The 22,080-nt window shown below is 67.6% G+C and carries 24 protein-coding genes; 21 read left to right on the forward strand and 3 right to left on the reverse strand.

The genetic code is table 11. The annotated features are described in order from the left end of the window. Positions 1–51 precede the first annotated feature (51 nt). Positions 52–1,332, forward strand: coding sequence for a DUF222 domain-containing protein (locus tag QUE68_RS21195; protein WP_286274395.1), 1,281 nt, complete (start codon positions 52–54; stop codon positions 1,330–1,332). Here the strand turns inward: QUE68_RS21195 and QUE68_RS21200 are convergent. Beyond that, on the reverse strand, positions 1,329–1,700 hold the full coding sequence (locus QUE68_RS21200) for a hypothetical protein (protein ID WP_284228239.1): 372 nt from the start codon (positions 1,698–1,700) through the stop codon (positions 1,329–1,331). The genes QUE68_RS21195 and QUE68_RS21200 overlap by 4 nt on opposite strands. Positions 1,701–1,738: 38 nt before the next feature. Here QUE68_RS21200 and hisN point away from each other — a divergent pair, with 38 nt between their 5' ends. The 4 genes from hisN to QUE68_RS21220 all read left to right on the forward strand — a co-directional run bounded on the left by hisN (position 1,739) and on the right by QUE68_RS21220 (position 6,272). Further along, the gene (hisN, locus tag QUE68_RS21205; RefSeq protein WP_286274396.1) at positions 1,739–2,524 is read left to right on the forward strand and encodes a histidinol-phosphatase; all 786 of its coding nucleotides are present in this window, start codon (positions 1,739–1,741) and stop codon (positions 2,522–2,524) included. Positions 2,525–2,616: 92 nt separating this feature from the next. Then, the gene (locus QUE68_RS21210; protein WP_284228243.1) at positions 2,617–3,990 is read left to right on the forward strand and encodes an acyl-CoA dehydrogenase family protein; all 1,374 of its coding nucleotides are present in this window, start codon (positions 2,617–2,619) and stop codon (positions 3,988–3,990) included. A gap of 35 nt (positions 3,991–4,025) precedes the next feature. Then, positions 4,026–5,234 (forward strand): acyl-CoA dehydrogenase family protein, encoded by a 1,209-nt coding sequence (locus QUE68_RS21215; protein WP_286274397.1) that lies wholly within the window; start codon positions 4,026–4,028, stop codon positions 5,232–5,234. A 39-nt stretch (positions 5,235–5,273) separates the two neighbouring features. After that, on the forward strand, positions 5,274–6,272 hold the full coding sequence (locus QUE68_RS21220) for an acrylyl-CoA reductase family protein (RefSeq protein ID WP_286274398.1): 999 nt from the start codon (positions 5,274–5,276) through the stop codon (positions 6,270–6,272). A gap of 22 nt (positions 6,273–6,294) precedes the next feature. Here the strand turns inward: QUE68_RS21220 and QUE68_RS21225 are convergent, their stop codons facing one another. After that, entirely contained in the window at positions 6,295–7,266 is a 972-nt protein-coding gene (locus QUE68_RS21225) for an esterase family protein (RefSeq protein WP_284228248.1), read from the reverse strand. 325 nt (positions 7,267–7,591) lie between these two features. On the opposite strand from QUE68_RS21225, the gene QUE68_RS21230 reads away from it, so the two are divergent. Genes QUE68_RS21230 through QUE68_RS21265 form a run of 8 tightly spaced genes read left to right on the forward strand, consistent with a single transcriptional unit; the run spans position 7,592 to position 15,161 of the window. Continuing rightward, positions 7,592–8,683, forward strand: a complete 1,092-nt coding sequence (locus QUE68_RS21230; RefSeq protein WP_286274399.1) for a homogentisate 1,2-dioxygenase — start codon at positions 7,592–7,594, stop codon at positions 8,681–8,683. Then, positions 8,684–9,886, forward strand: a complete 1,203-nt coding sequence (locus QUE68_RS21235; RefSeq protein ID WP_286274400.1) for an alpha/beta hydrolase — start codon at positions 8,684–8,686, stop codon at positions 9,884–9,886. Next, positions 9,883–11,085 carry a CaiB/BaiF CoA transferase family protein gene (locus tag QUE68_RS21240; RefSeq protein WP_286274401.1) on the forward strand — a complete coding sequence of 401 codons (1,203 nt, stop codon included), beginning with the start codon at positions 9,883–9,885 and terminating at the stop codon, positions 11,083–11,085. The genes QUE68_RS21235 and QUE68_RS21240 overlap by 4 nt, the downstream gene beginning before the upstream one ends. After that, the gene (locus QUE68_RS21245; protein WP_286274402.1) at positions 11,082–11,996 is read left to right on the forward strand and encodes a hydroxymethylglutaryl-CoA lyase; all 915 of its coding nucleotides are present in this window, start codon (positions 11,082–11,084) and stop codon (positions 11,994–11,996) included. Before QUE68_RS21240 ends, QUE68_RS21245 begins: the two co-directional genes overlap by 4 nt. Before the next feature lie 2 nt (positions 11,997–11,998). Continuing rightward, a complete protein-coding gene (locus QUE68_RS21250; protein ID WP_284228254.1) occupies positions 11,999–12,610 on the forward strand; it encodes a TetR/AcrR family transcriptional regulator in 612 nt (203 codons plus the stop codon). A 12-nt stretch (positions 12,611–12,622) separates the two neighbouring features. Further along, entirely contained in the window at positions 12,623–13,867 is a 1,245-nt protein-coding gene (locus QUE68_RS21255) for an acyl-CoA dehydrogenase family protein (protein ID WP_284228256.1), read from the forward strand. Then, the gene (locus QUE68_RS21260; RefSeq protein WP_284228258.1) at positions 13,864–14,841 is read left to right on the forward strand and encodes a phosphotransferase family protein; all 978 of its coding nucleotides are present in this window, start codon (positions 13,864–13,866) and stop codon (positions 14,839–14,841) included. Before QUE68_RS21255 ends, QUE68_RS21260 begins: the two co-directional genes overlap by 4 nt. Positions 14,842–14,846: 5 nt before the next feature. After that, positions 14,847–15,161, forward strand: a complete 315-nt coding sequence (locus QUE68_RS21265) for a DUF6285 domain-containing protein (protein ID WP_455013507.1) — start codon at positions 14,847–14,849, stop codon at positions 15,159–15,161. A gap of 4 nt (positions 15,162–15,165) precedes the next feature. Here the strand turns inward: QUE68_RS21265 and QUE68_RS21270 are convergent, their stop codons facing one another. Next, the gene (locus tag QUE68_RS21270) at positions 15,166–15,795 is read right to left on the reverse strand and encodes a class I SAM-dependent methyltransferase (protein WP_286274404.1); all 630 of its coding nucleotides are present in this window, start codon (positions 15,793–15,795) and stop codon (positions 15,166–15,168) included. A 56-nt stretch (positions 15,796–15,851) separates the two neighbouring features. On the opposite strand from QUE68_RS21270, the gene QUE68_RS21275 reads away from it, so the two are divergent. The 8 genes from QUE68_RS21275 to nuoF all read left to right on the forward strand — a co-directional run bounded on the left by QUE68_RS21275 (position 15,852) and on the right by nuoF (position 22,010). Continuing rightward, on the forward strand, positions 15,852–16,235 hold the full coding sequence (locus tag QUE68_RS21275) for a nuclear transport factor 2 family protein (RefSeq protein WP_284228261.1): 384 nt from the start codon (positions 15,852–15,854) through the stop codon (positions 16,233–16,235). A 7-nt stretch (positions 16,236–16,242) separates the two neighbouring features. After that, positions 16,243–16,644, forward strand: a complete 402-nt coding sequence (locus tag QUE68_RS21280) for an Rv3143 family two-component system response regulator (protein WP_284231193.1) — start codon at positions 16,243–16,245, stop codon at positions 16,642–16,644. Positions 16,645–16,814: 170 nt separating this feature from the next. After that, positions 16,815–17,189, forward strand: a complete 375-nt coding sequence (locus tag QUE68_RS21285; protein ID WP_284228262.1) for an NADH-quinone oxidoreductase subunit A — start codon at positions 16,815–16,817, stop codon at positions 17,187–17,189. An 8-nt stretch (positions 17,190–17,197) separates the two neighbouring features. Next, on the forward strand, positions 17,198–17,755 hold the full coding sequence (locus QUE68_RS21290; protein ID WP_284228263.1) for a NuoB/complex I 20 kDa subunit family protein: 558 nt from the start codon (positions 17,198–17,200) through the stop codon (positions 17,753–17,755). Beyond that, positions 17,752–18,507, forward strand: coding sequence for an NADH-quinone oxidoreductase subunit C (locus QUE68_RS21295; protein ID WP_286274405.1), 756 nt, complete (start codon positions 17,752–17,754; stop codon positions 18,505–18,507). The genes QUE68_RS21290 and QUE68_RS21295 overlap by 4 nt, the downstream gene beginning before the upstream one ends. After that, a complete protein-coding gene (gene nuoD, locus QUE68_RS21300) occupies positions 18,507–19,823 on the forward strand; it encodes an NADH dehydrogenase (quinone) subunit D (protein WP_284228265.1) in 1,317 nt (438 codons plus the stop codon). The genes QUE68_RS21295 and nuoD overlap by 1 nt, the downstream gene beginning before the upstream one ends. Positions 19,824–19,851: 28 nt before the next feature. Next, the gene (nuoE, locus tag QUE68_RS21305) at positions 19,852–20,700 is read left to right on the forward strand and encodes an NADH-quinone oxidoreductase subunit NuoE (protein WP_286274406.1); all 849 of its coding nucleotides are present in this window, start codon (positions 19,852–19,854) and stop codon (positions 20,698–20,700) included. Beyond that, positions 20,697–22,010, forward strand: a complete 1,314-nt coding sequence (nuoF, locus tag QUE68_RS21310; RefSeq protein WP_286274407.1) for an NADH-quinone oxidoreductase subunit NuoF — start codon at positions 20,697–20,699, stop codon at positions 22,008–22,010. The genes nuoE and nuoF overlap by 4 nt, the downstream gene beginning before the upstream one ends. The last annotated feature ends 70 nt before the right edge of the window (positions 22,011–22,080 follow it).

A 22,080-nucleotide genomic window follows, 5' to 3' on the forward strand; every position in this document is an offset into this window, starting at 1 on the left:
AATCTCCTCTGGTCGGTTCGCTTGTCGTAGCCATTATCTATAGTCGAACACATGTTCGATGAACTGTTGGCAGCCAACCCGGATGCCGACGAGGCAACCCTGATGGACCGCATCGCGGCGCTGGAACGGGAGAAGTCCGCCGCAGCCGCCGAGCAGGCGGTGCTGACCGCGGACCTCGATGACAAGCGTCGGGCGCGGGAGGCGGCGGCGGGGGTGCCAGCGGCCAAGCGGGGTAAGGGTCTGGCCAGTGAGATCGCCTTGGCGCGGCGTGATTCGCCGAACCGGGGTGGCCGACATCTCGGGTTCGCCCGGGCGCTGGTGCACGAGATGCCCCATACGTTGGCGGCGTTGGCGGCCGGGGCGCTCTCGGAGTGGCGGGCCACGCTGATCGTGCGGGAGTCGGCGTGCCTGGACCTCGAGGACCGGCACACCCTCGACGCCCGGATGTGCGCCGACCAGGCGTCCCTGCACGGCAAGGGTGACCGGCGGATCGAAACCGACGCCAAGGCCATCGCCTACGAGCTGGACCCGCATGCCGTCGTGGACCGGGCGGTGCGCGCGGAATCCGAGCGCACCGTGACCAGCCGACCCGCCCCCGACGACATGGCCTATGTGACCGCGCTGTTGCCGATGCCCCAAGGGGTGGCGGTCTATGCCGCCCTGCGCCGGGCCGCTGACACCTGCGGTGACGGCCGCGGCCGCGGGCAGGTGATGGCCGACACCCTGGTCGAACGGGTCACCGGCCGCCCCGCCGAGGTGCCGGTGCCGGTCGCGGTGAACGTGGTGTTGACCGACGAGGCGCTGCTGGGCGGGAGCACGACCGCGGCGCGGGTGCCCGGGTACGGGCCCATCCCGGCGGAGGTGGCGCGGCGGTTGATCGGCGCTGCGGTGGGTGATGCCCGGTCGCGGGCGACGGTGCGGCGGCTCTACGCGCATCCCGGCAGCAGTGCGCTGGTGGCGATGGAGTCCCGGGCCCGGTTGTTCCCCAAGGGGTTGGCCCGGTTCCTCGACCTTCGCGATGACACCTGCCGCACGCCGTACTGCGATTCCCCGATCCGCCATCACGATCATGCTCGCCGGCACGCCCGCGCCGGGCCGACCTCGGCGCTCAACGGGCTCGGGGCGTGTGAACGCTGTAACTACGCCAAGGAGGCGCCGGGCTGGTCGGTGACCACGGCTACTGACGAACAGGGTTGCCACACGGCCGAATTCGTCACTCCGACCGGTGCTCGGCACCGGTCGGTGGCGCCGCGGCTACCCGGGTTGCGGAGCACGCTGTTCAGCGACCGCGAGATTCGGATCGCCGTGACGATCGCCGAACCCGCCGCCTAGCGGAGTTCGGTGGGGCCGGCCGGCCCAGGCGCCTCGGGCGGCTGGGACGGTGCGAAACCCCACTTCTCCGGGTTCTTCGGTGAGTACACGATGGGCATCAGTTGGCCCATGGTCGGCGACGTGCCCACCTGCATCGTCATGCGCGCGTAGACCTCCTGCTCACGAACGGTCGGGCCGTTGATGACGCCGGTGATGGTGACGAACTGCGAGCCGTCCGACTCGGGGCCCGCGCTGACCCCGGTGACGAGCAGGGTGCCGTGCGCGAGTTGTCCGCCTAGTCCACCGGGACCGCGCCTCCCCCTCATCCTGGGTGCCAACAACAGCACGATGCCACCGACCAACAGCAAGAGCACGGCGATTTCCCACACACCGGCCATGGTAGGACTGCACGCATGGGAGTCCACCAATGACCGGCGTCTCGGACGACATCACCCTTGCCCTCCGCATGGCCGACGAGGCCGACCAACTGACGTTGGACCGGTTCGGCGCATTGGATCTCCGCATCGAGACCAAACCCGATCTGAGCCCGGTCACCGACGCAGACGAGTCCGCCGAGGAGTTGCTCCGCAGCCTGCTCACGGCGAACCGTCCCGATGACGCCGTGCTGGGCGAAGAATTCGGTGGCACGGCGGTTTTCGCAGGGCGCCAATGGGTGCTCGACCCGATCGACGGCACCAAGAACTTCGTCAGGGGCGTGCCCGTCTGGTCGACGCTCATCGCGCTGCTCGAGGACGGAGTTCCCACGGTCGGCGTGGTCAGTGCGCCTGCGCTGGCGCGACGATGGTGGGCCGGTTCCGGCGAAGGGGCGTTCGCGTCGTTCAACGGGTCCAGTCGACCGATCACCGTGTCGGGTGTGTCGGACCTCGACTCGGCCAGCCTGTCGTTCTCCGAGTTGAGCACCGGCTGGGAGGAGCGCCGCGCAGCCTTCATCGAGTTGGCCGACGCGGTGTGGCGGGTGCGCGGGTACGGCGACTTCTGGTCCTACTGCCTGTTGGCCGAGGGCGCGGTCGACGTCGTCGTCGAACCCGAGGTGAAGCTCTGGGATCTGGCTCCCCTGGACATCCTCGTCCGCGAGGCCGGCGGCCGGTTCACGAACTTGGACGGCTCACCCGGCCCGCACGGCCGCAGCGCCCTCGCCACGAACGGGTTGCTCCACGACGAGGTGCTCGCCAGGTTCGCCCTGCCGGGCTGATCGCGGGTGATCTCGGTAACAGGTATCGGATACCTTACTCAAGAGTAAGATACGGTCATGGAGCATTGCCCCAACGACGCGAGGCTGCCGACATGACCAATAGATCCGAAAGCTCCGTGGGCCTGAAGAAGCACAAGCGCTCCCCGACCGCCTACGGGTTGGCCTTGATCACCCCGCTTCTCGGACAACAGTTCCTGGACAAATACGGTCTGCGGAAGCCGTTCAATCGCGGACTGCGCTTCGGCGTCAAGACGGCGTTCTCGGCGCTGGGCGCATCGACCCGGCAGTTTCAGCGCGTACAGGGCCTCGGTAAGCCACCTACCCGGCTCGCCCCCAACGGGACCAGGCGGTCCGACTACTTCGACCTGACCCCGGACGACGAACAAAAGATGATCGTCGAGACCGTCGCGGAGTTCGCCGAGGAATTGCTGCGCCCGGCCGCCCACGACGCCGACGCTGCGGTCACCTTTCCCACCGACCTCGTCGCCAAGGCCACCGAGATCGGTGTCACCGCCATCAACATCCCCGAGGACTTCGACGGGATCGCGGCCCACCGCAGCACGATCACCAACGCCCTCGTCGCCGAAGCACTTGCCTACGGCGACATGGGGTTGGCCCTTCCGATCCTGGCGCCCGGCGGCGTCGCGTCGGCGTTGACCCACTGGGGCAGCGCGGATCAGCAGGCGACCTACCTGCCCGAGTTCGCCGGCGACAACGTCCCGCAGGCATGCGTGGCGATCGCCGAGCCGCACGCCCTGTTCGATCCGACGGCGCTCAAGACGGTCGCCGTGCGCACCCCCGGCGGCTACCGCCTCACCGGCACCAAGTCGCTGGTGCCGGCCGCCGCCACCGCCGAATTGTTCGTCATCGGCGCACAGCTCAACGGCAAGGCCGCACTCTTCATCGTCGAGGCGGGTTCCGAAGGCCTCACCGTCAAGGCCGATCCGAGCATGGGTATCCGCGCCGCGGCGCTCGGTCGGGTCGAGCTGAACAACGTCGCGGTGCCATTGCACAACCGGCTCGGCGAGGACGAATCAAGCGAGGCCGACTACGCCCAGAACTATTCAGAGGCGATCGCGCTCGCCCGATTGGGTTGGGCCGCACTGGCAGTCGGCACGTCGCATGCCGTGCTCGACTACGTCATCCCCTATGTGAAGGAACGCGAGGCGTTCGGCGAGCCGGTCGCACGGAGGCAGTCGGTCGCCTTCATGTGCGCCAACATCGCGATCGAGCTCGACGGACTGCGCCTGGTCACCTGGCGTGGCGCGGCGCGGGCCGAGCAGGGCCTGCCGTTCGCCCGCGAGGCCGCGCTGGCCAAGCGGCTCGCGACCGACAAGGGCATGCAGATCGGTCTCGACGGCGTGCAGTTGCTCGGCGGTCACGGCTTCACCAAGGAACACCCGGTCGAACGCTGGTACCGCGACCTTCGCGCTCTCGGCGTCGCCGAGGGTGTCGTCGTCCTGTAAAGCCGAACCACCGAACTAGGAACGGACTCCCCGTCATGGCAATCAACCTGGAAATGCCGCGCAAGTTGCAGGCCGTCATCGACATGGCCCACGACGGCGCCGCCGAGATGCTGCGGCCGATCTCCCGCAAGTACGACCTCGCAGAGCATGCATACCCCGTCGAGCTGGACACGCTCGCAGACCTCTTCGAGGGCTTGACGGACGCCAACACCATCTCCTTCGCGGGCACCGACGCGTTCCGGGGCGTTGAGGGCCCCAAGGAGAACGTCAACGGCGCCAACATGTCCGCACTGGTCAACGCCCTCGAGATCAGCTGGGGTGACGTCGCCCTGCTGCTGTCGGTGCCCTTCCAGGGCCTCGGCAACGCCGCGCTGTCGGGTGTCGCCACGGACGAACAGCTCGAACGCCTCGGCAAGGTCTGGGCCGCGATGGCGATCACCGAGCCGGGCTTCGGATCGGACTCGGCGGCCGTGACGACGACGGCCAAGCTCGATGGCGACGAGTACGTGATCAACGGCGAGAAGATCTACGTCACTGCGGGCGCGCGCGCCAGTCACATCGTGGTGTGGGCGACGCTGGACAAGAGCAAGGGGCGGGCGGCGATCAAGTCGTTCATCGTGCCGCGCGAGCACCCGGGCGTGACCGTCGAGCGCCTGGAACACAAGCTCGGCATCAAGGCGTCCGACACCGCCGCCCTTCGCTTCGACAACGCCCGCATCCCGAAGGAGAATCTGCTCGGCAACCCGGACATCCAGGTGGACAAGGGTTTTGCCGGTGTCATGGAGACGTTCGACAACACCCGCCCCATCGTGGCCGCGATGGCGGTCGGCGTGGCGCGCGCGTCGCTGGAGCAGTTGCGCGCCATCCTCGACGACGCGGGCGTGGACATCTCCTACGACAAGCCGGCGCACGCGCAGAGTGCGGCCGCGGCCGAGTTCCTGCGGATGGAGGCCGAGTGGGAGTCGGGCTACCTGCTGACCGTGCGGTCGGCGTGGCAGGCCGACAACAAGATCCCCAACTCGAAGGAAGCGTCGATGGGCAAGGCGAAGGCCGCCAGGGTGGCCAGTGACATCACCCTCAAGGCCGTCGAATTGGCAGGCACCACAGGCTATTCCGAGGACACCCTGCTCGAGAAGTGGGCGCGCGACTCGAAGATCCTCGACATCTTCGAGGGAACTCAGCAGATTCAGCAGCTGGTGGTCGCACGTCGCCTACTCGGGCTGTCCTCGGCTGAGCTGAAGTAGCCGACCTCTCGCAGCGGCGGGCACGATAACGTCGGACCCATGGATGACTTTCAGGCATTGGTCGCGCGGCAGCACGAGGATCGCATCGAGGCGGCGGTCGAGACGCTGGCGGAATCGGATCTCCCCCCCGGCGAGGTGACCATCCGGGTGGCGTACTCCAGCGTCAACTTCAAAGATGCGCTGGCGCTCACCCCGAAGGGTGGCGTGGTGCGTGACTACCCGATCGTGCCCGGTATCGACCTCACCGGCGAGGTGGTCGAGTCGTCGTCCGCCGAGTTCGCGGTGGGTGACGCGGTCCTCGCGCACGGCTACGACATCGGCACCGCGCGGCACGGCGGCTACGCCGAGTATGCGCGGGTACCCGCCGACCAGATCGTCACCCTCGGCTCGCTCAGCCCCTACGAGGGTGCGGCGATCGGCACGGCCGGGTTCACCGCCGCGATGAGCGTGCAGGCGCTGATCGCGCGGGGGATCGATCCGCAGGACGGACCCGTCGTGGTGACGGGTGCGACCGGGGGCGTCGGCTCCGTGGCCGTGGATCTCCTGTCCGCGGCAGGCTACGAGGTGTTCGCGTCGAGCGGGAAGCCCGACGCCGAAGACCGCCTGAAGGCACTCGGCGCCGCAGAGGTAATCCCCAGGCTGCCCGCCGACCCGGACGCGAAGCCGAGGGCGCTCGGCAAGACGCGCTGGGCGGGGGCGGTGGACTGTGTGGGCGGCGCCACGCTCGCCGACGTGCTCAGCACCCTGTCCTACGGCGGCGCGGTGGCCGCCAGCGGACTGACCGGCGGGACCGCGCTGAACACGACGGTGATGCCGTTCATCCTGCGGGGCGTGGCTCTGCTGGGAATGGATTCGGTGATGATGCCGATCGGGCTGCGCCGTGAACTATGGGCGCTTCTCGGCGGCTCGCTCAAGCCGCAACGGCTAACACAGATCACCCACGACGTCGACGTGAAGGACGTGGTCGAGGTGATTGACCGGGTGCGGGCCGGCACGTTCTCCGGCCGCGCCGTCGTGAAGGTGGCGGGCGGGTTCTAGACCCACCCGCCATCAATCATCGTCAGAGCAGGTTGGCGATCAGGTCGGGCTTCATCTGCTGGAGCTGCGAACCCCAGTACGGCCAGTCGTGGGTGCCGGTGTTCGGGAAGTTGAACACGCCATTGCTGCCGCCGGCGGCGATGTAGTTGTCCTGGAACGTGCGGTTGGTGCGGATGGTCAGACCCTCGAGGAACTTCGCGGGCAGGTTGTTGCCGCCCAGTTCACTGGGGGTGCCGTTGCCGCAGTAGACCCAGATGCGCGTGCCGTTGGCGACGATCGTGGGGATCTGGACCATCGGATCGTTGTACTGCCAGGCCGGATCGCTCTCGGCGGGGCCCCACATGTCGTTGGCCTTGTAGCCGCCCGCATCACCCATGGACAGGTTGATCAGGCCGGGCCACTGGCCCTCGGACGGGTTGAGGAAGCCCGACATCGAGCCGGCGTAGATGAACTGACCGGGGTGGTGTGCCGACAGCACCAGCGCGGCACCGCCCGCCATCGACAGGCCGACCGCGGCGCTGCCGGTGGACTTGACGTTGTTGTTGGCCGCCAAGTAGTTCGGCAGCTCGGAGGTCAGGAACGTCTCCCAGTTGTAGGTCAGGCAGCCACTCTTGCCGCATGCGGGCTTGTACCAGTTGGAGTAGAAGCTGGACTGGCCGCCGACGGGCATGACGATCGACAGACCCGAGTCCAGATACCACTCGAACGCCTGGGTGTTGATGTCCCAGCCATTGAAGTCGTCCTGCGCGCGCAGGCCATCGAGGAGGTAGACGGCGGGCGAGTTGGGGCCGCCGCTCTGAAACTGCACCTTGATGTCGCGGCCCATCGAGGGCGACGGAACCATGAGGTACTCGACTGGGAGACCGGGGCGCGAGAACGCTCCCGCGGTCGCGCTGCCCCCCACCGCACCGATCATGCCCGGCAGCAAGAGAACCGCCATGGTCGCCATCAGCAGTCGGCGCGCCCAGCGCCCGAGAATTCCGTCAAACAACATCTACGAATCCATCCAGTTCCTGTTACGGATAAGCCGTCGTCACCTGCGATGCGAGATCGCCCAAGCGGCAGCGGGATCGCCGCAACCGCGTCCGCTTGATGTTTGCAGGCGGACCTGAGTATTGAGTTGTCGACACGCAGTAAAACATGTAGCCGGCGTTGCCAGCCACCCCGACTCCCGTCTGGGCTGGTCAGGGCACTGACGCGGAACAGGGCTTTTCGGGGCGGATGGTGGGTATTGCACGCGGCGGTGAACGAAAGTAACGTCAGTTTCAGTTTTGCGGGGGGGTGCCCCTCTACCGCCGAGCAAGTCATCGGAGACAGCCATGGAATCGTTCGTCCACTTGCGCAAGGGCAGCACGCCGCGGCGGCTGCACGCCGACCTGAACGGCCTCAAGGACGACGAACTCGGCCGCGGCGGGTTCACCGGACGGACCGCCAGCCTCTACCGGCGCCACGATCCCACCGAGTATCGGTCGGCTGGACCCCTGCGGCCCGTCGACGTGCTGTCCAGTGAGCTGAAGCCGACCGACGCCACCGATGCCAACGGTGGCCCGCTGTTGATGTTCTCCAACGCGGACTGCCAGGTGCTGCTCTCCCGTCGCACCGAGCCGATGCCCTACTTCGCCCGGTACGTCGACGGCGACCTCCTGTCCTTCGTTCACGCCGGTGCCGGGCTGCTCGAGACGGAGTTCGGCCCACTGCGCTACCGCGAGGGCGACTGGATCTACCTCCCCAAGGCCTGCACGTTCCGCCAGGTGCCAGACGCCGAGACGACCTTGCTGATGATCCAGGCCACCGAGGAGTTCCGGGTACCGCCGCCCGGGCAACTGGGCAGGCACTTTCCGTTCGACCCGTCGCTGGCCGTGATCCCCGAACCGCAGCCGATCGACGATGACGGACGCGACTCCTACGAGGTCCGGCTCGTGCACGCCGGTGGTCCGACGACGCTGTACTACCCCCACCATCCACTCGACGTCGAAGGTTGGCAGGGCGACAACTTCCCCTTCACCTTCAACATCGCCGACTACAACGTCGTGACCTCCGACAGCGTGCATCTGCCGCCGACCGTGCACGTGTTCATGCAGGCCACCGGCGTCTACGTGATGAACTTCCTGCCCAAGCCCGCCGAAGGCGTGCCGGGCACGGAGCGCACGCCCTGGTACCACCGCAACGTCGACTACGACGAGATCGCGTTCTTCCATGGCGGCTCCCTGTACGGCATACCGATGCCACCCGGGCTGGTGTCGCATGCGCCCCAGGGCCTACACCACGGCGCACCGGAGAAGGCGCGCGAACGGGCCAGGCGCAAGTTCGACGACTACGACCGGGTCGACTGGTCGGTGATCGCGGTCGACACCCGCAGCCGACTGGTGCCGTCCGCCGAGGTCCTGGCCAACGATCTCGGACAGCACTGAATGAAGCACGCCTACGACCGGATTCCGTATCTCGTTGCCTACCAGAACACTTCGAGTGTCCGCGACGTGTACGGCGGCGTCGCCGACTTGGTCGTCCTGGAGAGCTACCTGCTGCGCCCCGAGACACCCTCCGACACCGTGCTGGTCTTCATGCACCCGATCGGCGGCGGCGCCTACCTGCCGATGATCAACGGCCTGGCCCGCGCCGGGCACCATGTCATCTACTGCAACAGCAGGTTTCGCGGTACCGACTCGGCCCTGTTGATGGAGAAGGTCGTCGAGGACCTCGGCGAGTGCATCAAGGACGCCAAGAACCGGTTGGGCTATTCCAAGGTGGTGCTGGCCGGCTGGAGCGGCGGCGGCTCGCTGTCGGTGTTCTACCAGCAGCAGGCCCAGCATCCGACGGTGACGGCCAGCCCGTCCGGCGACGGTCCGGACCTGACGAAGCTCGGACTCATCCCGGCCGACGGGATCATGCTGCTGGCCGCCCACGTCAGCCGCCACGGCACGATGACGGAATGGATGGACGCCTCGATCCTCGACGAGTCCGATCCGTCGAAACGCGATCCCGAACTCGATCTGTATGACCCGAACAATCCCAACCAGCCGCCGTACACCCCAGAGTTCCTGGAGCGCTACCGAGCCGCGCAGATTGCCCGCAATCGCCGAATCACCAGCTGGGTCAAGGACAAATTGGTCGAGCTGAAGGCAGCGGGACGCCCGCAGGACGAGTTTGCGTTCGTGGTCCACGGCACCATGGCGGACCCGCGCTGGCTGGATCCGACCGTCGATCCCAACGATCGCACCCCGGGCACCTGCTACCTGGGCGATCCTCAGGTGGTGAACTCGAGCCCCGTCGGCCTGGCCCGCTTCTGCACACTCCGCAGCTGGCTCTCGCAGTGGAGTTACGACGACGCCAACGGCGACGCCGTGGACTGCGGACCCGACATCGCCGTACCGGCCCTGGTGATCGGGAACCTGGCCGACGACGCCTGCACCCCGAGCCACACCCGGAGGCTCTTCGAGGCGATCGGGCATCCCGACAAGGAAATGTACGAGATCGCCGGCGCAAACCACTACTACGCCGGCCCCGATCAACGCGACACCCTGCGTGAAGCGGTCGGCATCGTCACGGATTGGCTGCAGCGGCACGGATTCTCACCGGAGGGCAGGAGTGTAGCGACCGGGGAATTGGCGCTGTGATCACCGGCCCGCTCGACGGCATCCGCGTGCTCGAGGTCGGCACGCTGATCTCGGGTCCGTTCGCCGGGCGCCTGCTTGGTGACATGGGCGCCGAGGTCATCAAGATCGAACCGCCGGGCGCGCCAGACCCGCTGCGCACCTGGGGTCAGGCCGAACTCGACGGGCACCACTTCTTCTGGACGGTGCATGCGCGCAACAAGAAGGCCATCACGCTCAATCTGCGGGAGGACGAGGGCCGCGAGGTGTTCCTCGACCTGGTCGAACGCTCCGACGTCATCGTGGAGAACTTCCGGCCCGGCACGCTGGAGAAGTGGAATCTGGGCTACGACGTTCTGCGCGAACGCAATCGGGGCATCATCCTGGTCCGGGTCTCCGGGTACGGGCAGACCGGGCCCGATGCCCACAAGGCGGGCTATGCCTCGGTGGCCGAGGCCGCCAGCGGACTGCGGCACATGAACGGCTTCCCCGGCGGCCCTCCCCCGCGACTGGCACTCTCGCTGGGTGACAGCCTGGCGGGCATGTTCGCCGCACAGGGCGCGCTCGCGGCGCTCTACCGCCGAACCGTCACGGGCGAGGGTCAGATCGTCGACGCCGCGCTCACCGAATCATGTTTGGCGGTCCAGGAATCCACCATTCCCGACTATGACGTCGGCGGCGTGGTCCGTGGACCGTCTGGCACCCGGCTGGACGGGATCGCGCCGTCCAACATCTACCCGACCGCCGATGGCAGCTGGGTGGTGATCGCCGCCAACCAGGACACCGTCTTCCGCCGGCTTTGCAGTGCGATGGGAAGGCCGGAGCTCGCCACCGACGACCGCTTCGTCGACCACGTCGCCCGCGGGAGGAACCAGGACCTGATCGACGAGATCATCGCCGCGTGGGCCGCCGAGCGGCAGCCGGCCGACATCATCGAAACGCTCAGCGCGGCAGGTGTCATCAGCGGGCCGATCAACACCGTCGCCGAGGTGGTCACTGATCCACAGCTGGTGGCCAGGGGCATGATCGCCGACCACTGGGACGAGCGCATTGGTCGCAACGTCAAGGGGCCGGGGGTGGTACCGGTGCTGTCCGAGACTCCCGGCAGCATCCGCTGCGCCGGCTCGACCGCGCCGGGGCAGGACAACGCCGAGGTGTACGGCGGACTGTTGGGCAGGTCGACTGACGAACTCGAGGCACTTCGGGCCAAGGGGGTGCTGTGAGCTCTCAACCGGACCACGTCACCATCCGCGAGGTCTGCCTCCGCGACGGTTTGCAGATCGAAGATCCAATCCCCTTGTCCGCCAAGCTGGAAATCCTGGAGGCGGTCATCGCGACGGGTGTCCGCGAAATCGAGGCGACCGCATTCGTCTCACCTTCGAAGGTGCCCGCGCTCGCCGACGCCGCAGCGCTGGCCGCGGAGTTGCCTCGCCTGCGCGAATCCCACGGGGTGGAGTTCTCGGCGCTGGTCGCCGGGTCCGGCGGCGCGAACCGCGCCATCGCCGCGGGGATGAGCTCGATCGAATACGTCGTGTCGGCGGCCGACGGCCACAGCCGGGCGAATGTGGGGCGCTCGACCGCCGAGTCCACCGACCTGATCGCCGACATCGCCCGCACCGCCCACGAGCACGACGCCACCGTCGAGGTCATCATCGCGACCGCATGGGACTGCCCATTCGACGGGCCGACGGATCCCAGGCGGGTACTCGACATCGCCACCGCCGCCGTCGAGATCGGCGCCGATCGCATCGCCATCGCCGACACCATCGGAACCGCCACACCGCGACGGGTGAGGGCACTGATCGAGCTCCTTCGCCCGGTCATCGGCGACCTCCCGCTCGGCGCCCACTTCCACAACACCCGCGGCGCCGGTCTGGCCAGTGCCTACGCCGCCGTCGTCGCCGGGGTCCGCAGGCTGGATTCGTCGGTCGGAGGGCTCGGCGGGTGCCCCTTCGCGCCGGGCGCCAGTGGCAACATCGCCACCGAGGATCTGGTCTACCTGTTGCGCGACAGCGACATCGGCACCGACGTCGACCTGCAGGCGGCGATCCGCGCGGCGGAGGTCGCCCGTCGAGCCGTCGGCCACGACCTGCCCGGTGCGCTCCTGCGCGCCGGCGATCGCCTCCTCGGCTGACGATGCAGAGGGACCCGCTCACCGCCAAGGGCCGTCACACGCGTGAAGCCCTCGAGCTTGCTGCCCGGAAGCTGTTCGCCGAGCGCGGCTTCCATGGCACCACGTTGGCCGACATCACCTCGGCGGCGGGTAGGTCCACCGCCGTGTTCTACCGCTACTACGACGACAAGGAAGACCTGCTCGCCGCGTTGGCGGAGTCCTTCCTGCACGACGTGGTGATGCCCTCGGGTGTGAAGGTGCACCCACCGGGTTCGCCCGACGACACGACGTTCTTCTCGGCTGTCGTGACCGGGTACTGGAACATGTTCAAGCAGAACATCGGCATCATGATCGCGGTCAGCCAACTCGCCGACACCAAGCCGAGATTCGCCGACGTGCAGAACGAGTTCCGCCGATTCGGCATGGACATCGTCGCCGCCTCGGTGCGCCGCGCGCAGGAGCAGGGCTACGCCGCCGATCTCGACGCCGAGCACACCGGTGCGGCCATCGCGCTGCTGTTCGAGAACTTCACCGCGGTGAGCCTGCGCCCGTCGGGCCTCAACTTGCAGATCAGCGATGCCGACGCCATCGCCACCCTCTCGACCATCTGGAAGAAGACCCTGTACGGCTACTAGGAGGAAATCACCGTGGATTTCGCACTGCCCGAACACCTTCCAGGTCTGCTGGCCGAGATGGATGCCTTCATCGAGGCCGAGATCAAGCCGCTGGAAGCCGAACACATGCAGTACTTCGACCGCCGCCGGGAGTACGCCAGAACGGATTGGGAGAACGGCGGCATCCCGCAGCGAGCCTGGGAGGATCTGCTCGACGAGATGCGACGCCGAGCCGACGCGGCGGGTTGGCTGCGGTACGGTCTGCCGTCCAGGTTCGGCGGCCGCGACGGCACCAACCTCGACATGGCCGTGATCCGGGAACATTTGGCGCACAGAGGTCTTGGCCTGCACAACGATCTGCAGGACGAGTCGTCGATCGTCGGCAACTTCCCCCAGGTCATCATGATGGACCGGTTCGGCACCGATCAGCAGAAGAGGGACTGGGGTGAGGCCCTTCTCACCGGCGAGCGGTCCATGGCCTTCGGGCTCTCGGAGCCCGACCACGGGTCCGACGCCACCTGGCTCGAGACCACCGCGGTGGCCGATGGTGACGGGTGGGTGATCAACGGCACCAAGCGGTGGAACACCGGCGTGCACCGCGCCACCCACGACCTGGTCTTCGCCAGGACCTCCGGCGAACCGGGCCAGGCCCGTGGCATCACCGCGTTCCTGGTGCCGTGTGACTCACCCGGGTTCAGCGTGCCGTTCTACTGGTGGACGTTCAACATGCCCACCGACCACGGTGAGGTGGAGCTGAGGGACGTCCGCGTTCCCCTCGACGCGGTGCTCGGCGAGGTGGACCACGGCCTCGAGGTCGGCCAGACCTTTCTGCACGAGAACCGGATTCGACAGGCCGCCAGCAGTTTGGGCGCCGCGCAATACTGCATCGACCGCGCGGCAGCCTACGCCTCCCAGCGCGTCGTCTTCGGCAAGCCGCTGTCGGTGAATCAGGCGGTCCAGTGGCCTCTGGTCGAGCTGCAGACCGAAGCCCAGATGGTGCGACTGCTCGTCTACTACGCCGCCTGGCATCTGGACCGCAACCATCACATGGAGGTGTCCGACAAGGTGTCGATGGCGAACTATCGCGCCAACCGACTGGTGTGCGAGGCCGCCGACCGGGCGATGCAGGTGCACGGCGGCCTCGGGTACAGCCGCCACGAGCCCTTCGAACACATCTACCGACATCACCGCCGATATCGGATCACCGAGGGCGCCGAGGAGATTCAGATTCGGCGGGTTGCCCAGCGAATGTTCAAGTTCGGCCGGTCCAGCACGTGACCCCCGAGGCGCTGGCGACCGCGCTGACCGACGTCCTGCAGCCCGTGCTCGGCCGAGTCGGCGTGACGGAGCTGCGCGTGCTGACCGGCGGTGCGAGCCGGGCCACGTGGGCGTTCTCGGCGGACACCGACAGCGGCTCCCGGGAACTGATCCTGCGCATCGGTCCGCCCGACGAGATCCACGCTGGCATGGAGCTCGAGGCGGCAGCCCTGGGCCGGGCAGCGGCGGCGGGCGCACCGGTGCCGCACGTCCTGATGGCCACCAATTCCGCAGAAGCACTGGGTCATCCATTCTTGGTCTGCGACTTCATCGCAGGCGAGACCATCGTCCGTCGCATCCAGCGGGCCCTCGACGACGACTCACGGGCCGACCTGCTGCGACAGTGCGCCCAGGCGCTGGCGGCCATCCACCGCGCGGACCCGTCGGGTATCGGCCTCGCCGCGTCCGACCAGATCGACGAATGGCACGCCCAGCTCGACGAGATGGGTGACACCACGGCGACGTTCGAGTGGGCCTTCCGGTGGCTGGCCGCGCACCGACCACCGGCATCGCCGAAGGTGTTGGTGCACGGCGACTTCCGGATGGGTAACCTCATCGTCGACACCGGTCGTCAGCCGGCTCTGTTGGCGGCGGTGCTGGATTGGGAACTCACCCATACCGGTCAGGTGTACGAGGACCTGGCGTGGTTCTGCATCCGGGCCTGGCGCTTCGGTGCGCCGGAATCGCTCGACGCGGGTGGCCTCGGCAGCATCGAGGACTTCCTACTTGCCTACGAAGACGCCTCGGGCCGCACGCTGGACCGTGCGTCGATGCGATGGTGGCTGGTGCTGTCGACGCTGCGGTGGGGCGTGATCTGCCGGTATCAGGCCGAACGGCATCTGTCGGGTCAGACGCGGTCCGTCGAGCTCGCCGCCATCGGACGTCGCGTCTGCGAGACCGAGTTCGACCTGCTCACCCTGTTGGAGGCATCGTGACCGCTATGCACGGCAGGCCGACCGCCGCCGAACTGGTGGCCGCGGTCGCCGAGTTCCTCGAATCCGACGTGAAGGACGCCACCACCGGCGCCGTCAAGTTCCACGCCCGCGTCGCCGCCAACGCGCTGCGCACCGTCGAGCGCGAACTGCGCGACGAGTCGGCCGCGCCGGATCTGCTCGGCTTCCCCGATGAGCAGGCGTTGGCGGCGGCCATTCGCACGGGCGAGCTGGACGACCGCGCCGTCGACGTCACGACGGCGTTGCGGAACCTGGTGCTGCACCGAATCTCCGTCGCCCATCCGGGCTATGAGAACGGCTAGCTGGTCAGCGTCGGCGAATCCGCGCCAGCCACGCGGGCTCGTCGACGACGGTCCCCATCGCCAGCCCGAGGCTCTCCGCGTGCGCCGGGCCGACGATCCCGCGATACGTCGCGGTGTCGAGAGCCTCGACGACCCAGCCGTCGGCGAACGCCGCGCGGATCACCTCGGCGCTCACCGATGGCCCGAAACCGCGACCGGCATCGGAGAGGGCGAGGAGATGCAGCACGCCGTCGGGTCGCATGGCGCGGTGCAGGCTCGCGGCGTAGCTCGCTCGTTCCGCGTCGCGGCCGAAGACGTGGAACAGCGCGCTGTCGACCACCGTCGCGTAACCCGGTTCGACGGGAAGGTCCATCGCGTCGGCGACCTCGAAGCGCGCATCGACGCCCTTCGCCACGGCGTTCGCCCGCGCCCGCTCGACCGCCTTGGGGGCGTAGTCGACGCCGAGCACGTCGTAGCCCAGCGCCGTGAGCAGGATGGTGTGCTCGCCAAGGCCGCAGCCGACGTCGAGCACGGGCCCGCGAATGCCCCCGGTCTTCTCGAGCTCGACGATCACGGGCTGAGGTTCGCCGATCACCCAGGGCGGCGTGCCCGAGTGATAGGCGTCATCGAACAGTTCGCGCGACGGTGTGGTCATGCGAACCAGGGTCACACCCGAACGGTAGTTGAGGTCAACCCCGAGGGAGAAGAACCGTGACTGCAGATGTGAGCCGCGACGTCGCGGACCGCCTCTTCGGGGCCATCGAACGCGGTGACTACGACGCCGTCGAGCAGCTGTGGTCGGCCGAGGTGACGGTGTGGCACGCCGGCGACGAGGCGGACGACGACCGCGTCAGCGCACTCAAGGTGATCAGGTGGTTCCTGCGCACCACGACAGTGCGCACCTACGACGTCCTCGACCGCCAGTTCTTCGAGGGTGGATTCGTCCAACAGCACGTGCTGCGCGCCGACGGCGAGAACGGAGCGTCCATCGCCATGCGGGTGTGCATCGTCGTCAAGATCGACGCCGACGGACGGATCGTGCGGATCGACGAGTACTTCGACCCCGCCGACATGGCCGCTCTGCTGGCGCGATGACGCTAGCATCGCCCGTGTGCCCTCGACCCTCAAGATCCTGGTCTACAGCGATAACGCACGCACACGGGATCAAGTCCGCGGTGCGCTGGGCAAACGGGTCCACCCCGACCTCCCCGAGCTGGAGTATCTGGACGTAGCCACCGCGCCGGTCGTCGTGGGCACGTTGGACGAAGGCGGTATCGACCTCGCCATCCTCGACGGTGAGGCCACCCCCGTCGGTGGGCTGGGCCTGGCCAAGCAACTCAAGGACGAGGTGGCGCACTGCCCGCCCATCCTGGTGCTGACGGGGCGCCCGGACGACGCGTGGCTGGCCAACTGGTCACGAGCCGAGGCGGCCGTGCCACACCCGATCGACCCGATCCGCCTGGGCGAGGCCGTCGCCGGCTTGCTGCGCTCCATCGCGCCGTAACCAGCCCGAAACACGCTGGCAGCACGCGTTTCTCGCGATGATCTTGACGACGGAGGTCGCGGCACGGTTGCGTGATTGATCCTAGCCAAAACGCGGCAGCCCGAACGTTAACGAGGCTAAGCTGTGTCTTAGCTCACATCGCCGGCCCAACGAGGGAGCCACACAGCTGTATGAATGCCTACCTGCCCATCCTGGTTCTTGGCGGGATCGCGGCCGCATTCGCGGTCGGATCGGTCGGAATCGCCGTTCTGATCGGGCCGCGACGCTACAACCGGGCGAAGCTCGAGGCCTACGAATGCGGTATCGAACCCGTCGCACCAGGGTCGCCCGGCGACCTGCTGACCGGACAACGGTTTCCGGTGAAGTACTACCTCGTCGCGATGTTGTTCATCGTGTTCGACATCGAGATCGTGTTCCTCTACCCCTGGGCCGTCGCCTTCGACTCGCTCGGGATGTTCGCCGTCGTCGAGATGCTGTTGTTCATGGCTACGGTGTTCGTCGCCTACGCGTACGTGTGGCGGCGCGGCGGATTGAGTTGGGATTGAGCTGACCCATGGGACTAGAAGAACAGCTACCAGGCGGCATCCTGCTCTCGACGTTGGAGAAGGTGGCGGGATACGTCCGCAAGGGGTCGTTGTGGCCAGCGACGTTCGGGCTGGCCTGCTGCGCCATCGAGATGATGGCCACGGCGGGACCGCGTTTCGACATCGCCCGGTTCGGCATGGAGAGGTTCTCCGCCACGCCCCGGCAGGCCGACTTGATGATCGTCGCAGGCCGGGTGAGCCAGAAGATGGCGCCGGTGTTGCGTCAGGTGTACGACCAGATGGCCGAGCCCAAGTGGGTGCTCGCCATGGGGGTGTGTGCCTCCTCGGGCGGGATGTTCAACAACTACGCCATCGTGCAGGGTGTCGACCACATCGTGCCGGTCGACATCTACCTACCGGGTTGCCCACCGCGGCCCGAGATGCTCCTCAACGCAATCCTCATGCTGCACGCCAAGATTCAAGACATGCCGCTGGGCGTCAACCGTGCCGAGGCCATCGCCGCGGCAGAGCAGGCCGCGCTGGCGTCCCGGCCGACCATCGAGCTCAAGGGGTTGTTGCGCTCATGACGGGGGCGAACGGCGACGAACAAGAGCGGCGGGCAGGAGCGCAGCGACCCGGGACCGAACACGAGCGGCGGGCAGGAGCGCAGCGACCCGGGGCCGAACACGAGGTGATCGGCCAGCGGCGCGGCATGTTCGGCGTCGAGGGCACCGGCGACACGTCGGGTTACGGGCGGCTGGTGCGCGAGGTTGCGCTGCCCGGTAGCTCGCCGCGACCCTACGGCGGTTACTTCGACGACGTCGTCGACGCCCTGGCCGTAGCGCTTGGCGAGGATGCCTTCGGCGACGCCGTCGAAGGTGTGGTGGTGTTCCGCAAGGAACTGACCCTCGAGGTGCGGCGCGAACACCTGGTGGCCGTCGCCCAGGCGCTGCGTGATGACGCCACGCTGAGATTCGAGCTGTGCCTCGGCGTCTCCGGGGTGCACTACCCCGGTGACGTCGGACGCGAACTTCACGCCGTGTACCCGTTGATGTCGATCACCCACAACCGCAGAATCCGCGTCGAGGTCACCGCCCCCGACGCGGATCCCCATGTGCCGTCGTTGTTCCCGGTGTATCCGACCACTGACTGGCACGAGCGCGAGACGTACGACTTCTTCGGCATCGTCTTCGACGGGCACCCGTCGCTGACCCGCATCGAGATGCCCGACGATTGGGTGGGACACCCGCAACGCAAGGACTACCCGCTGGGTGGAATCCCCGTGGAATACCACGGCGCCGAGATACAACCGCCGGACGCGCGGAGGTCCTACAACTGATGACCAAACCCGACAACCCGCCCGAAGAGATCCTTGTCACGGTGGGCGGTGAAGACTGGGACGAGGTCGTCAACGCCGCCCGCGCCAACGCCGTCGCCGGCGAACGAATCGTCGTCAACATGGGCCCTCAGCACCCGTCGACCCACGGCGTGCTCCGGCTCATCCTCGAGATCGAGGGCGAGACCATCACCGAAATCCGCTGTGGCATCGGCTATCTGCACACCGGCATCGAGAAGAACCTAGAATTCCGCAACTGGACGCAGGGCGTCACGTTCGTCACCCGGATGGACTATCTCTCCCCGTTCTTCAACGAGACGGCCTACTGCCTCGGCGTCGAGAAGCTGCTCGACGTCACCGACGACATCCCCGAACGCGCCAGCGTCATCCGGGTGATGCTCATGGAGCTCAACCGCATCTCCAGCCATCTGGTGGCGTTGGCCACCGGCGGCATGGAACTCGGCTCCATGTCGGCGATGTTCTTCGGGTTCCGCGAACGTGAGCTAGTGCTGTCGGTATTCGAGACGATCACGGGCTTGCGCATGAACCACGCCTTCATCCGGCCCGGTGGCCTGGCCGCCGACCTGCCCGACGAGGCGATCCCGCAGCTCAGGGAATTGCTCGAGCTGCTGCCGAAGCGGTTGCGGGACATGGAGAATCTGCTCAACGAGAACTACATCTGGAAAGCCCGCACCCAGGGCATCGGCTACCTCGACCTCACCGGCTGCATGGCGTTGGGCGTCACGGGTCCCTGCTTGCGCTCCACCGGTCTGCCCCACGACCTGCGCCGCGCCCAACCCTACTGCGGTTACGAGACCTACGACTTCGACGTGATCACCACCGACGAATGCGATGCTTACGGCCGCTACATGATTCGGGTCCGGGAGATGCGCGAGTCACTGAAGATCGTCGAACAGTGTCTCGACAGGCTCAAGCCGGGCCCGGTGATGATCACCGACAAGAAGCTGGCCTGGCCCGCCGACCTGAAGGTCGGGCCCGACGGGCTCGGCAACTCGTCCGAACACATCGCCAAGATCATGGGGGGTTCGATGGAAGCCCTGATCCACCACTTCAAGTTGGTGACCGAGGGTATCCGCGTGCCCGCCGGGCAGGTGTACGTCGCCGTCGAGTCCCCGCGGGGCGAACTCGGCGTGCACATGGTGTCCGACGGCGGCACCAGGCCCTACCGCGTGCACTATCGCGATCCGTCGTTCACCAATCTGCAGGCCGTGGCCGCGATGTGCGAAGGGGGCATGGTCGCCGACGCCATTGCCGCGGTGGCGTCGATAGATCCGGTGATGGGCGGGGTGGACCGATGAGCGCTCGCACGAAGAGGAGACGGCACAGGTGAGCGTCGTAGACCTCCAGCTGGGCCCCCGGCCGGACGAGCCGGGTCCGCCGATATCGGCAGGGCCGCAGACCTATTCGGCCGAGGTAACCGAGCGACTGACCGCCGACGCGGCAGTGATCATCGCGCGCTACCCGGTCGCCCGCTCGGCGCTGCTCCCCCTGCTGCACCTGGTGCAGGCCGAGGACGGTTACCTCACGCCGGCGGGAATCGACTTCTGCGCAACCCAATTGGCCCTTAGCCCCGCAGAGGTGACGGCGGTGGCCACGTTCTACTCGATGTACCGCCGCACTCCCACCGGTGACTACCTGGTCGGCGTCTGCACCAACACGCTGTGTGCGGTGATGGGTGGTGACGCCATCCTCGAGTTACTCGAAGAGCACCTGGACGTTCATGCCGGACAGACCACCACCGACGGGAAGGTCACCCTCGAGCACATCGAGTGCAACGCCGCCTGCGATTACGCACCCGTGATCATGGTCAACTGGGAGTTCTTCGACAACCAAACCCCCTCGTCGGCAAGGGCTCTCGTCGACGACCTGCGCGGCGGGGTACCGGTCACGGCCACCCGCGGCGCCACCCCGTGCTCCTTCCGCGACACGGCGCGGATACTCGCCGGTTTCCCGGATCCCCGGCCCGGTGCCAACGACGGCGCCACCGCGGGTGACGCCACGCTAGCCGGCCTGCGGATCGCCCGCGACCGGGACATGACGGCACCCGAGGTGAACGAAGCCGGGCCCACCGCAAAGGGTCCCGACGACGAGGCGATCACCGCGGAGGTGGCGCGCGACCAGCCGGCACCCGCTCCGTCGGCGGACCTGCCGCCGAAGAACGGGACGCAGCCATGACCCTGACGCCGGTGCTCAGCAGCTACTGGGATGAGCCGTCCTCGTGGACCCTCGACTGTTACGAGGGTCACGACGGTTACCGCGCGCTCCGTACGGCCCTGGCCATGGAGGCCGACGCGGTGATCGGTCTGGTGAAGGACTCCGGGTTGCGAGGGCGCGGCGGGGCCGGCTTCCCCACCGGTCAGAAGTGGTCGTTCATCCCCCAGGGCACCGAGGGCGCCGGGGCGAAGCCGCACTACCTCGTGATCAACGCCGACGAGTCCGAACCCGGTACCTGCAAGGACATTCCGCTGATGATGGCCACGCCGCACGTGTTGGTGGAGGGTGCCATCATCGCGGCCTACGCCATCCGCGCGCGGCACGCGTTCATCTACGTCCGTGGCGAAGTGCTGCCGGTCCTGCGGCGGCTGCAGACCGCCGTGGCCGAGGCCTACGCCGCCGGATTCCTCGGTACCGACATCCTGGGATCCGGCTTCGACCTCGACCTGGTGGTGCATGCGGGCGCGGGCGCCTACATCTGCGGCGAGGAGACGGCGCTGCTGGACTCGCTGGAGGGCCGACGTGGGCAGCCTCGCCTGCGGCCGCCGTTCCCCGCCGTCGCCGGTCTGTACGCCTGCCCGACGGTGGTCAACAACGTCGAATCCATCGCGAGCGTGCCCGCCGTCGTCCGCGGCGGCGTGGACTGGTTCAAGTCGATGGGCTCTGACAAGTCACCCGGCTTCACGCTGTACTCGCTGTCGGGGCACGTCACCACCCCCGGACAGTACGAGGCGCCGCTGGGGATCACGCTGCGCGAACTGCTCGGCTACGCGGGCGGGGTGCGGGCCGGCCACGAGCTGAAGTTCTGGACGCCCGGCGGATCGTCGACTCCCCTCCTGACCGGCGAACACCTCGACGTGCCGCTGGATTACGAGGGCATGGCGGGTGTCGGTTCGATGTTGGGCACCAAGGCGTTGCAGATCTTCGACGAGACCACGTGCGTGGTGCGGGCGGTCCGCCGGTGGACGCAGTTCTACGCCCACGAGTCCTGCGGCAAGTGCACGCCGTGCCGCGAGGGCACCTACTGGCTGGCGCAGATCTACGAACGACTGGAGAACGGCACCGGTCGCCGGGAGGACGTGGACAAGTTGCTCGACATCGCCGACGCGATCCTCGGCAAGTCGTTCTGTGCGCTCGGCGACGGTGCGGCCAGCCCGATCATCTCGTCGATCAAGTTCTTCCGCGCCGAGTACGAAGCCCACCTCGACGGCGGGTGTCCGTTCGATCCGCTGGCCTCGATGCTGGCCGCACCGGAGGGGGTGGGCGTATGACCACTGCCATCCCCACCCGAGCGTGCGAATTCATACGCTCATCGCGGCGATTCGCGGATGAATCGGCACG

Origin of the sequence: Mycolicibacterium sp. TUM20985, assembly GCF_030295745.1 — a bacterium.
In the GTDB taxonomy this organism is placed as follows: Bacteria; Actinomycetota; Actinomycetes; order Mycobacteriales; family Mycobacteriaceae; genus Mycobacterium.